Here is a 12,827-nt window from a genome sequence, read left to right on the forward strand (position 1 = left end):
CGGCAGCAACTGGGTAAGGCCGGCCGTGTATTAGCCGAACGTGAATTTGCGATAGAACGTATTGTTGCCGCTCATTTGAACATCTACCATGAATTAGGGGCATTAACGCAGGAATATGCCTCATGATCTGGGATCTACCTAATTTGTTGGTATGCCTGGTAGTTATTTTTGCAGCGCGCTTATTAGGTAAAATTAAATTATCTCATGCCATTTGTCTGACGCTCATTAGTTTTGTTCCTTTTTGTTTGAATAATGTCTTATTTGATGCCCGGTATATGCCGGATCAATTTCTCTATTGGCGCATATTAAGCGCTATTCGCGACTTTAGTTACAATTCCAATTATTACAATATTCGCGTGACTGAAGCCTCATACATGTATGCTTTTTTACCTTTGCCCTTTGTCGAAACAATAAACAGCGTCGGGTTTTTTAATAAATTTTTAATGATTGTAGTCTTTATTTGGGCTTCAGCGGTCCTCAAGTTACGCGGGTGGATATTGTGGTTTTTAATGCTCTATCCAAGTTTGCTTCTTTATAGTTCTTTGAGCTTAAGGGAGATGTTGATTTGCACCTTGATGTTATTCGCACTGTGGACCTTAATGCGCGGCTGGTATTTATTTTCGCTAATTTTTATTTGTTTATTGGTACAGGTAAAAATGCAAAATGCATTAATGGTGGTACTCTTTTCGACCGTATATCTTTTGGATAAGTTCAGTAACATTGCGTTTACGCGCAAAAAATTTATTGCCATACTGGGCGCTTTGTTGCTGGTATCTTATCTGGCATTTCCGTTCATTGTTGACCAAGTTGAGTACTACCGTGTGCGCATGTTTTTAGAGGATGGCGGTCTTCTGGCGGACTATCATCCCATCATCAGCTTTATTGATTTTTTACATCATGGTGTTTTGGGCATCTTACGCACTTTATTTGCGCCTTTGCCGTGGGAGTGCAAAGGCGTCTTTCAGCAGATACAGTCGTTGGAAAATATTGGTGTGGCGGCTTTGCTGTTGGGGTTTACTTGGCATTCGTACCGCAAGATTCCCAAACAAACCCTCATCTGGTTATTCTTTTTACTTTCAGGGCTGTTCATGTATGGTTTAGTGGTTAATAATGTGGGAACAATTGTGCGCTATAAATTACCCTTTATTGTCGTTTATTTGATTTTTTTAAGTTACGAACAGGTTCGCGCTAACGACAGGAACGTTCGGGCTCAGTCTTATGCATTGAACAATTAATATGGGCAAACCTGAGTGGGAATATCTTCGTGAATAATCCTCATAAAATCATACATATTATTACCGGGCTTGATGTGGGCGGTGCGGAACAAATGCTCAAGCGTTTGTTACTTTCTGATCCTGATTCAAAAAACAAGGTCCTGATTATCTCGCTCAGTGGCATGGGGGCAATCGGAGTGTACCTTGAATTAGCGGGGTATCAAGTCCAGGCTTTGGATTTTCGCCGTTTATCCTCCTTATCTACGAATTTTAGGGCGCTGGTGCGACTCATTAAGGCCAATAAGCCGGCCATGGTGCAAACCTGGATGTATCATGCGGATTTTTTTGGTGGCTTGGCCGCGCGCATGGCAGGATGTCGTAATGTTGTTTGGGGCATCCGTAATACCTTTGTGCCATTAAATAGCAGGAAGACTTATTGGCTGATGCGTCTGTGTGCCATGCTTTCTTATGTAGTACCGAAAAAGATTATTTGCGTTGCTGAGGCGGCGAAAAAAAAGCATGTATCCTATGGTTACCATGCTAAAAAAATGCTGGTTATCCCTAATGGTTTTGATTTTACTTGTTTTGATGCCCAGCGTGTTGATAATAAACGCATTCGCCAAGAGTTTGGTATTGGCGCATCTGATTTTGTCGTGGGTTGTGTTGGCCGCTTGCATCTGGATAAAGGGCAGGATATTTTCATTACTGCGGTAGCCTTACTGGAAAAAATACACAATCAACGCATGCATTTTATGTTGGTTGGCCGTGGCTGCGACCATAAGAATGCAGAACTAATGCATCAGATTGATTCATTTGGCTTAACTTCTTCATTTATTTTATTAGGCGAGCGCCATGATATTCCTGAGTGCCTTGCGGCTATGGATGTCTTTTGCATGCCCTCACGTACCGAAGGTTTTCCCAATGGTTTAGGGGAGGCCATGTCTATGGGCTTGCCTTGTGTGGCGACGCATGTTGGTGATGCGAAGGTGCTGACTGGTGATACTGCCGTTCTCGTTGCTGCAGATGATGCGATGGCATTGGCCGTTGGTTTGACGAAAATGATTTGCATGCATCCAGAAGAGCGCAAACGTTTAGGAATACGCGCAGCAACGCGGGTGCGCGAACAATTTTCTATAGACAAAGCCCGCGACCGTTTTTATGAGCTGTATCGGGAAATTACGGAGTTATCTTATTAATGTGTGGTTTTTCAGGTGTTTTATCTCGAGTTGATTGGTCGTCAATGGCTGAACAACTTTTGTCGGCAATGAGTCAATCTATTGCGCATCGAGGCCCTGATGATCATGGCATTTGGTTTGATCCACAGGCAGGAATCGGACTGGCGCACACGCGCCTGGCAATTGTTGATTTATCACCTGCAGGGCATCAACCGATGCTGTCCACTAATGGTCGTTATGTGATTGCTTTTAATGGGGAAATCTACAACCATTTAACCTTAAGAGAGCAATTAAATAGCAGCGATACCTGGCGCGGGCATTCGGATACGGAAACCTTACTTGCTGGTTTTTCTGTATGGGGAATTGAACAAACCATTGCTCGCTCGGTGGGGATGTTTGCCTTTGCAGTATGGGATAAGCAGTTACAGATATTGACGTTGGGGCGCGACCGCGCTGGAGAAAAACCATTATATTATGGTTGGCAGGATGAGGTTTTTCTTTTTGGTTCGGAATTAAAAGCATTAAAGGTTCATCCTGGTTTTAAGAAAGAGCTTAATCACGACGCCTTAGCACTTTTTTTACGTCACAATTACATTCCTGCACCGCACTCGATTTACAAAGATATTCATAAATTAGCGCCAGGAACTTTATTGCGGCTGTCATTAAAAAATCCGCAACCTACCATTACCAATTACTGGTCGGCGGCACAAAAAGCGGTAGCTGGTTCGGCCGCTTCGTTTAAGGGCGATGCGGTTGAACTGGTCGATGAATTAGAGCGCTTGGCTAAAGCTGCGATTGCCCAACAAATGATTGCGGATGTACCTTTGGGCGCCTTTCTTTCGGGGGGGATTGATTCATCAACAGTGGTGGCGCTGATGCAAGCCCAATCGTCACAGCCGGTACGCACTTTTTCGATCGGCTTTCATGAAGAGAAATACAATGAGGCAAAGTATGCTAAGGCAGTGGCCGAACATTTAGGCACCCAACATACAGAACTTTATATTAGTACGGCAGAGGCTTTAGACGTTATTCCTAAATTATCCACTTTGTATGATGAGCCGTTCTCTGATTCTTCGCAAATCCCGACTTTTTTAGTCTCAGAGCTGGCCAAACAAGGGGTGACGGTTGCGCTGAGTGGGGATGCTGGCGATGAATTATTCTGCGGTTACAACCGTTATACGATGACCGCGAAGCTTTGGGGTAAAATCAATCGAATTCCTTTGTCGGTGCGCAAAGGGACGGCAATGGTAATGAAACAGATTGCTCCAGCACATTGGGATAAATTTGCCTCCTTGTTGCCGGTGTTGAAACAGTACGCGCAGTTTGGCAGCAAAGTGCATAAAGGAGCTTATGTATTAGCCAGCGCATCGGTTAATGAAGCTTATCGCCGCCTTATTTCGCACCATGATGCCCCTTATTCTTTATTGATGATGAAAGGGCAAGAGCCTGGCATTTTTATGGATGAGCATGTCGCGGGGCTGGCACAGCTCGATGAGGTTAATCGCATGATGGCGATGGATTTCATGTCCTATCTTCCTGATGATATCTTGGTCAAAGTGGATAGGGCCGCGATGGGCGTATCTCTGGAAACCAGGGTGCCCTTTCTTGATCATCGTTTAATCGAGTTTGCCTGGACTATTCCCTTAGCTATGAAGTTACGTGATGGGCAAAGCAAGTGGCCCTTACGGCAATTGTTATATCGTTATGTGCCGCAACCGTTAATTGAACGGCCCAAAATGGGCTTTGCTATACCGCTGCACGAATGGTTACGCGGACCGTTGCAGCCTTGGGCTGAGGTTTTGCTTAATGAACAGCGTTTACATCAGGAAGGAATTTTTAACCCGCAAGCCGTGCGAAGTATGTGGGTACAGCATGGGCAAGGCAAGGGGAATTTTTCCGCTTTATTATGGAATATTTTAATGTTCCAGGCGTGGTGGGAGGTTCAATAGTAGGTGGATGACGAACTCTATAGGGACTAGTTACTATGGAGCATTAACGGTGAATTTATTTTATAAGCAATATTATGATTAATAAAACTTTATATGAAAAAAGCGCTAAATTTTTCCTGATAACTTTCTTGGCTTCAGTTTGGTTTGTATTCACTCTGGCATCAAGTGTTTGTCACGCTGCAATAGCTCATGAAAAGGTAACCCTCTGGTGGTATTCGCCCGTCCTGACGCTTTCTGGCGGTATAGCCGCAGCAAATGTTGGGCGTTCTCAAACGCTGGGTATGGCGAATGATTATACTACTTATCAATATTCTGCTCAGAATTCGTCGTCGCAACGCTTCATCTTGGGGGTTTATACCGGCACCGAAATAGCGCTCAATTCCAAATTTTTGCTCCAGATGGGGATCGGATTTTATGACCCTGGTGCATTTTCTTCTAAATACAACCCATTAATTCAAGGTGTAGATCGAGAATCTTCTGATCAGTTTTTTTGGCATTATAAAGTAAAAAATCAATCGTTTCTGGCTGAGGCTAAGTTACTGGGAATGTTAAGGAAGCAAATACACATATATCTGACCTTGGGGTTGGGCACAGCGTTCAATCATGCTTATGATTATACGGTCAACGTCCCGCCATTTTTAACCTTTACGCCAGAATTCACTAACCACACAGAAACCAGTTTTACCTATGCCATTGGTATCGGAATGGAGGCTGATGTAGCCAAAAATTTTCGACTCGGGGTAGGCTATCGGTTTGCAAATTTGGGGCAGGCAAACCTTGGAAAAGGTTTTCTTGACGATAAAATATTTTCAGAAACCTTGAGGCAATCAAATTTTTATATGCATGCTTTGCTTGCCCAAGTCACCTGGCATTTTGGAAAATAATTTCATAAGGACACGGTCACGATGAGACTTAACTGGAAATACGTGATTTTTTTAGTGATGACTATTCTTGTAAAAAGTATGCCAGCCTATGCGGTCGCATATAATATTGTACCAAAATCAGGGATAGCATTACCTACACAACTGGTTAAAGGCAATAGGGCACCAGCTTTTTACACCGTAACGAATAATACACAACGAACATTGAATAACGGCTTTGTTAAATATTTACCACCCAATGTTACTCAAGTTACCTCGGATAGTATGTATCCAGATTTATGTGGTGCAACATTTACGTTGACACGCGGAGCAAGCTGTACTTTGGAGCTTTTAGTGGCTGGCGAGGTTTTCGCAACAGATACTAACCCAGCTCATCATCTTTTTATCTGCAGCCCTAATGTTTCTGCGTGTGCTGGAACAAATTATCCTTTAAATGTTATGGTCTTACCCGCCACCATTAGTGGAACGGTTCAATCAGGAGGAACTGCGTCCATCACTCCGATCGCCAATGCCAGCGTTATTATCTATAAAGCCGGTCAATCCATGGCCACGATCGTTGGCAGTGCTACAACCGATAGCTCTGGAAAATTTTATATTAATATTCCTTTGGAGCAAGCATCTGGCACCGATGTTATTTTTTATGCTATTGCCAATAAGAATAACACCACGAAACTGGCTACTATTATTGGCTCAACTATACTGCCGATGATTACTATCAATGAAATGACAACGATTGGAGCCGCTTATTCCATGGCGCAATTTTTCCATGGGGAGCAAATCTATGGGAATGCATTGGGGTTGGAAATAGCCTCATCGATGAACAACAATTTAATTTCTTCGATTGAGGGTAATTTATCATCGGTTATACAGACCTCTCCTAATGCAGATGAAACCAATGCACGACGTTCGGTGAGTTCATTATCCAATTTGTTAACCCCCTGTGTTTTAAACCCATCTAATTGTTTGTCCCTGTTTGCCGCGACTACAGTAAATGCCCAGACTCCAACAAATACCTTACAAGCAGTATTAAATATAGCGCATAACCCAGCAAATAACGTCCCTGGCATCTTTACTTTAGCAAATGCAGTGTCCGTGTATCTGCCAAAACTGGCGATTGTACCGGATGCCTGGACCCTTGCGGTAAAGTTTAATAATTCTGGCAATGATAACTTTCCTTTTGGTGGTCCTGCACCAATTGTATTTGACTCCAAAGGATTTGCATGGATTAGTAACAATGTTATTCAGGGAACACCTAATTCCAGTAATTACATTATGGTCTTGCAACCGAATGGTCAACCTGCTGACGGAAATAATAATACGCCTATCTCTCCTATTTTTGGTGGTGGTTTGTTGGGTAGCGGATTTGGAATATCGATTGATCAGAAGGGCTCAATCTGGGTTGGTGCTTTTGGCTGGGGAACATGCCCAGCTTGCGTGCCTACGGAAGGTGTTGTTTCTGAGTTTACTTCTACCGGGATTCCTATATCCGGCCCCGAAGGTTACATTTCCTATGTAGCGCGGGCACAAGGAACAGTTCCAGATAAAGATGATAACATCTGGATTGCAAGTTATGGAAATGATCGTATTGTGGTTTTCCCAAAGGGTGATCCTAATGCTGCATTTTATTATCAGGAGCCAGCCAATAGTGGGCCGTTTGACCTTGCTTTTGATGCCGCGGGCGTGACTTGGGTAACGAATTCCACCTCTAATGTTGTCAGTCGGTACGCGTTGATAGGTAATAGCATCGTGCATTTATCTGACACTTCTGTTGGCGATTCTCTCAAGCAAGTTTCAATAGACTCCCAGGGGAATGCTTGGGTGGCGTCAGTAGGTGATTCAACGGTATATCAACTGAATCCATTGGGAACCGTTTTACATTCCTATTCTGGGGTTGGGGGGATTTCCGGTCCATGGGGAGTGTCCTTGGATGGTGATGATAATGTTTGGGTGGCTAATTTTCAGCCACTTGTTGGGATACCGACCAATTTTTCAGTCTCAAAACTCTGTGGTGTTAATATAGCTAAATGCCCTCTTGGTTTAACAACAGGTGATCCAATATCTCCGCCAACAGGATACACCTTACCTAGTGCTGGGAGCCAAGTTTTGCTACACAATGGTACACCACTTTATGGACCAGGAGGCCCTCCCGCATTTAATCCGCTGATGCGTTTAGTACAGGTTGCTTTTGACAAAGCCGGTAACGCATGGACTTCTAATAATTGGAAACCCCGCGCACTCATAGATATTACATCTAATCCAGGTGGGGATGGTGTGGTTGTGTTTGTCGGTCTTGCTGGAGTGCCTGAGTAAAGCCTAAGGCTAAAAGTAGAGGCTCAGGCGTTAGTGTCAGGAATGTCTCAGATAGCGGCGTTCCCACGGGGGGGGGTCTTTTGCTTGACTAGATTAAAAGACAAACCCTATCTGTGAATGTAATTACATAATCGCTTGGTAATTAATCCGACATTTTTCCTCAGTCATTACTCCGCTACGACATTTGATTTGCGATTATCCACATTAGATTTTTTTCTGTTGCGATTCTTCCATCACCTTAGATTTTGTCTCTGGTGGGGCTAATAAGGTCCTTATCTCTTCCTGTAAAGTTGCATACTCTGGTCTTCGTATGACTAAAGAATCAAATCTTATAAGCAGCTTTGAATATTTCTTTCTTTCTTTTGGGCTTAACGGAAGTTGGCAATCCATTAACTTTTCCGCGATAGGCGCTATTTTCTTCTCGAGCTTATTTAATTTTTTCCAATTCTTCCTGTGAATAAGAGGTTGATTTAGTAACTCGTGGTGTAAGCAGTGTGGTCAGAGGAGACTTTTTGGCTAAAAATTTTTCAAAAAAACCGGATTTTGTCTTCGACAATTCCTGGCTCGTGAAGGTACTATTCATATCGAGAACATTTTTGTAAATCCATCTTGCAACCATTGCAATATTATTATCATTAGCTTGGATCGGGGCAGGCAATTGGTCGCTATTTTGCCATTTTTTGGCTCCTTTCTTATAATCAGATTCATAACGCTCACATTGTTTAATCCCTTCATTTCCTACCGCATCATAAACCACGGAACTTAAGATTTTATTAAATCCATCTAGCAAATAAACGCGCTTTTGTTGGAGCTTTAAATATAATTCCACAGGGTCTTTGATCTCTATTTCTTCATCTTTAGCCATAGGCAGAGAAAGTGTATTTGTTCTTTTATGAGTGTCGTTAAAAAAACTATTTTTATCTGTTTCACGACTAAATAATGGTTTTCTTATCCTAACTTCAGAATTGTGGAGGAGGTCTTCGATTTCATTGATAAGTTGCTCTATATTACTATTTTTGATATCAGAAATAGCCTTCTCAGAACGATTAAGTGGTAAAGGGCAATTTTCTCGAAGTGAGCCATTCCATAGTTCTAGAAGGTTTTGGTAGGCGTGATTTAAGATCTGCGCTGTTTCTAATTGTAGTTGATCGATATCTTTTATTAATCTATTTACTGTCTCAGAGGGCTCATTTTTAAGCAGCATGAGGTTGGTGATTGTTCTAATTTCTGCTTGATGTTTTTTTCTTTCAGATTGGCTTAAAGAACCTTTAGTTTCCTTATAGTTTTTTTCCTTTTCTTCTAATGTTTGTTTAAGTTGTTCTACATCAACGGTCGAGATATCTGTATTTAAAGCGTTCCAGATTCGCTCTTCTTCTTCTAAAAAAGGGAGTAATTGCCGCATGTCCATCATATAGGGAAGTAATCTTTGGAGAAAATACAAAGCTTCCGGTATATAACGAGCTGCAGAGGCTTGAAAACCAGCTCGTTTAGCCGGATCTTTAGTTTCGAGCCATTCTTCAATTGTATGAGAATAACCACATAGGCTAATATTGTGAGAAAATACTCGATCAGTATAATTAATGTGTTCAATTGAAGTAAAACTAACTCTATATTTCGCGAGTAGACGGGCGTTATTATTACTCACAGGGTCTACATTTTTCTTTGCATTACAACTAAGCACAACATTTCCTCTTTGACTATTAAATGGATTTAATGAGTCTATATTGTACACTGGATTCGCGTAAAGCAACAGCTTCTTGTGCAAATAACCATCAAATTTAGCACCTCATTTGTAAAAGGTAACTGCTCTGAGGACATCATGTTCCCGGCAATGCACTGAAACAGGCGTAGTGCACTCGGTTTGTTTTAGATGCGACAGTATTTGGTTGTTTGTAGCGAATTGTTAAATTGAAATTAGCAATTCGCTACAAACTTGCGTCAGTTCTCGACTCTACTTAATAACCTGGGCTTTTATGCTCCTGCTTTTCCGTTTCGAGTATCTGCAAACAGTCGTCTGCAATCTCCTTCAATTTTCCTTGTTGCAGAGTAAATAAAGAGTAACCTAAAAAACGCCGCTCAGTCCTATGTTCTTTTAATTCAGAAAAGCAGCGCAATAAACATTTTCTCTCTATACTTTTTGTGGGAATGCTATTATCAACAACCCCATTGGGTGTTATCAGATCGCGAGCGTCACGCGCTATTTTTAATTTTTGTCCCCTTACACTACCAAATAAAGACAGCGTCTTATAAAGCCCTTTGCTAATAAAATTAGTGGGAGCACGTTCTTCTAAATAGTGTGTTAGTTTCTGATCCAATAATTTTCGTGATACAAATTTAAACGCATCTTCCTGAATTAATGGTAATTTATGATGACCAAAATACTCTTGGTACGCGATTACTTCGACATCATGAATATCTAAGTTAGAAAGAATCTCCCTTACATTTTCTATGTCCTTACTATTGGTAATGATATAGGGTATATCTGTGCCAAAATGTAACTCTTTTTCAAAGAGAAACTCATTGCATTCGTAGCTAGGCCCTTCAATTAATAATCCATTTTTACAACGAATACCTAAAATAATTGGGTAAGGGCGATGTAATAATTCTCTAGCTGTTTGGCTTATGCTAATGTTGGCAATATCTAATTGCTCGGTAATTGTGTTAATGGTTCGCAAACGTTTTTCAATCTTATGGATCAGCTCACCAAAAATCACTTCATTATCTTTTGATAAAAGGTTTCTTTTTCTAAGTTCAAGTACCTCAAGAAGAATCTGCTCAAAGTGAACCGTGTTTCGATAAATTTTTTCTAAAAAACGCTGAAGAAAATATTGGCAATTAAGCTCACTAAGAGCTAGAGGATTTGTAGCCGGTATGTTTCCTAAAGAACGCAATTCATCTTCTTTTTGATTTAATTGCTCAGCAGGTAGTGTTAAAAGCTCTTTCAATAGATCTAGCTTTGCTGTAAGCAAAGCACAATATCCAATTATTGCCGTTATATTTCATTCATGTATTTCTTTATGGTCAGATTCATCCATTACTTCTTTAAATTTGCCTTCGTCAAATTGTTTTAACCTTTGGCAGCAAATAAGGTAGTGGGTAAAATCTGCAAGCGAATTTTTGAATTGCTTTGCGGTAAATAAATGGTGTAAATCAGCGGTCAATTTTTCTGCAGTTACGATAAATTGTTGTGAGTATGCATTCCAAATAAAAGCGTGCGAACTAACGCTTGCGCTAGAAATAGCTTCCATATTAATTCCATTTAATGAAATTCCGTTATCTAACTCACCACCAAAGGGTACTGTTCCTTGTTTAAGCAGTTTCCCTGTGGGTTTTAAGGAAGTGCCTAAAGCAAAGAAATTCGTTGTGGTCCCATGAATAAAATTTATCTTACTTAAAATATCAGTCGTTTCTTGAAGATTATTCTGTTTAATGTAGTGCTCAAGAGATGTTTCAACCAGAATTAAAAATTTATGAAAGTTTTGGGTTTGCTTGAAAAAAAGTTTATTCAACTTAGAGGCATCAAGATAATTAAAATCTTCTTCTTGAAAGCTAAAATCAAAATTACATTCCTTTTGAAACGGGGCAAATTGTTCATGATTTTCTTCACGTAAAAAAAGAATGAGGGTTTTATATAAATATTCTGCTTGGCTTCTTTGTACAATTGTCAGATTATTCAAATTTTCATGGGCAACAAGAGTTTTTAGGTTTTCAATAATATTTCGTATAAATTGAGACATAATTAGCACTTAATGGCGATTAAATTGGCCATGGTGTACCATAAATTTCCAATAATGGGCATTATGGGGAAAAGACGGCGCTTACAGTCCGTTGAGCAAATTTTCACCTAAACTAGATAGGGAAAACATCCATTCACTATAGCTGGATTAAATCGTTGACCCTTATCCTTGTTCAATAAAAAGCGAGAAAACCAGTCATGAAGCGTTATCAGTTAGTTCTGCTGCATGTTCACCACGTTTAGGTTCATCGTATTAAGATGAGCGTACTCATGATACATGAACAATATTAGACTAATAAATCCGGGTAAAAAACTAAAGGGAGGGATTCAAATCCTGGTTTAGCAAATAAAAAGCCTTGGAAAAACTTTATATTATGTGACTTTAGCCAATAGTATTCATCTAGAGTTTCTATTCCTTCGGCGATCACATCAATCCCAAGGTCTATGCATATTTGTAAAATGGCTTTGACAATTGCCTGTAGTGAACCATGATTGTGAATATTTCGTATGAGATTAATATCAAGCTTAATTATATCTGGTAAAAAGTCTACTAACAAATTAAGGCCTGCATATCCAGCGCCAAAATCATCAATGGCAACTTTTATCCCCATGGCACGATATTTATTGATAAAACGAGAAAAATTTTGGGGATCAGAAATAACCTCTTCTTCGGTAACTTCAACAATAATTTGATTACGCGCGAGATGATGCTGTTCCGCAAATTCTAATATTTCAGATATATATGAGCCTGTGCTTTGTAAGGTACAAGGTAAAAAATTAAGATTAATATAGCAACCAATTTTTAGTTTTGCAGCAAGGGCTATGGCTACTTTTTTTGCTTGCTGATCAAAGATAAGTAAATCCTCTTTAGGTATTTGTGAGAATACATATGAAGCAGACTCATTATTTTTACCGCGAACAAGTGCTTCATATGAAAATACTTTGTTTTCATTAACATCAACAATAGGTTGAAAAGCACAGGATAAATCCATTAGTTTTTTCTCCGGTTATTTAAAAATTGAGTATCATCGGACAATCTCCATCTGCCAGAAGCGAAGGCATTTAATATTTTTTTTGCACGCCCAGATTTAATATTCACTAAACATTTTTCTTCGTTAAAAAAATCATTCATGCCCTCAATCATCGATAGTTGAGCCTTTGTCGCATTTGCAAAGCCCATCGTCCATTTGGCAAATGACCTTGATTGAATTGGCTCTTCAACAATTGTGGTCACATTTTTATGTCTGGGATCATTTTTAATATTTTTAAATAATGTCTGTATAATTCGCTCTTGTCCTTCGATAATCTGAAAAAAATTATAATCACAATACAGCAGCATTCCTGTCACATTCAAATGTGAATTTTTTTCACGAGCTTCTGTAAGTAATTCAATAAGATTAGTATCATCAAAGTTGATATTGGCGATGCTCGCGTAAATTATTTGAATCAAAGTTTTCATCTATATTTCCTTGTTTATAGTTTAAACCTCATTAAATTTTTTACCTAAAACCAGTTCAATATATTGTTCAATCTGAGTCGAAGCGAATGTTTTTGCCAGCGTA

General features: G+C 40.1%; 10 protein-coding genes. 5 read left to right on the forward strand and 5 right to left on the reverse strand.

Annotated features, from left to right (window positions below; translation table 11 throughout):
* Window positions 1–122 precede the first annotated feature (122 nt).
* From LDG_RS16375 to LDG_RS16395, 5 genes are all read left to right on the forward strand, one after another.
* Window positions 123–1,235 carry a hypothetical protein gene (locus tag LDG_RS16375; RefSeq protein ID WP_006872567.1) on the forward strand — a complete coding sequence of 371 codons (1,113 nt, stop codon included), beginning with the start codon at window positions 123–125 and terminating at the stop codon, window positions 1,233–1,235.
* Window positions 1,236–1,264: 29 nt separating this feature from the next.
* Window positions 1,265–2,410, forward strand: a complete 1,146-nt coding sequence (locus LDG_RS16380; RefSeq protein ID WP_006872568.1) for a glycosyltransferase family 4 protein — start codon at window positions 1,265–1,267, stop codon at window positions 2,408–2,410.
* Window positions 2,410–4,338, forward strand: a complete 1,929-nt coding sequence (gene asnB, locus LDG_RS16385; protein WP_006872569.1) for an asparagine synthase (glutamine-hydrolyzing) — start codon at window positions 2,410–2,412, stop codon at window positions 4,336–4,338. Before LDG_RS16380 ends, asnB begins: the two co-directional genes overlap by 1 nt.
* A 74-nt stretch (window positions 4,339–4,412) precedes the next feature.
* Window positions 4,413–5,222, forward strand: a complete 810-nt coding sequence (locus LDG_RS16390) for an outer membrane protein (protein ID WP_006872570.1) — start codon at window positions 4,413–4,415, stop codon at window positions 5,220–5,222.
* Between the two features lie 21 nt (window positions 5,223–5,243).
* On the forward strand, window positions 5,244–7,529 hold the full coding sequence (locus LDG_RS16395; RefSeq protein ID WP_006872571.1) for a Vgb family protein: 2,286 nt from the start codon (window positions 5,244–5,246) through the stop codon (window positions 7,527–7,529).
* 427 nt (window positions 7,530–7,956) lie between these two features.
* On the opposite strand, the gene LDG_RS16405 is transcribed toward LDG_RS16395, so the two are convergent.
* From LDG_RS16405 to LDG_RS16425, 5 genes are all read right to left on the reverse strand, one after another.
* The gene (locus LDG_RS16405; RefSeq protein ID WP_148263598.1) at window positions 7,957–9,261 is read right to left on the reverse strand and encodes a hypothetical protein; all 1,305 of its coding nucleotides are present in this window, start codon (window positions 9,259–9,261) and stop codon (window positions 7,957–7,959) included.
* 223 nt (window positions 9,262–9,484) lie between these two features.
* Window positions 9,485–10,498 carry a hypothetical protein gene (locus LDG_RS16410; RefSeq protein ID WP_006872573.1) on the reverse strand — a complete coding sequence of 338 codons (1,014 nt, stop codon included), beginning with the start codon at window positions 10,496–10,498 and terminating at the stop codon, window positions 9,485–9,487.
* 30 nt (window positions 10,499–10,528) lie between these two features.
* Window positions 10,529–11,266: a hypothetical protein gene (locus tag LDG_RS16415; protein WP_006872574.1), complete on the reverse strand. Its 738-nt coding sequence runs from the start codon at window positions 11,264–11,266 to the stop codon at window positions 10,529–10,531.
* A 286-nt stretch (window positions 11,267–11,552) separates the two neighbouring features.
* On the reverse strand, window positions 11,553–12,257 hold the full coding sequence (locus LDG_RS16420; RefSeq protein WP_006872575.1) for an EAL domain-containing protein: 705 nt from the start codon (window positions 12,255–12,257) through the stop codon (window positions 11,553–11,555).
* Window positions 12,257–12,724, reverse strand: a complete 468-nt coding sequence (locus LDG_RS16425; RefSeq protein ID WP_006872576.1) for a BLUF domain-containing protein — start codon at window positions 12,722–12,724, stop codon at window positions 12,257–12,259. Before LDG_RS16425 ends, LDG_RS16420 begins: the two co-directional genes overlap by 1 nt.
* Between the last annotated feature and the right edge of the window lie 103 nt (window positions 12,725–12,827).

It is taken from the genome of Legionella drancourtii LLAP12 (assembly GCF_000162755.2).
Lineage (GTDB): Bacteria > Pseudomonadota > Gammaproteobacteria > Legionellales > Legionellaceae > Legionella > Legionella drancourtii.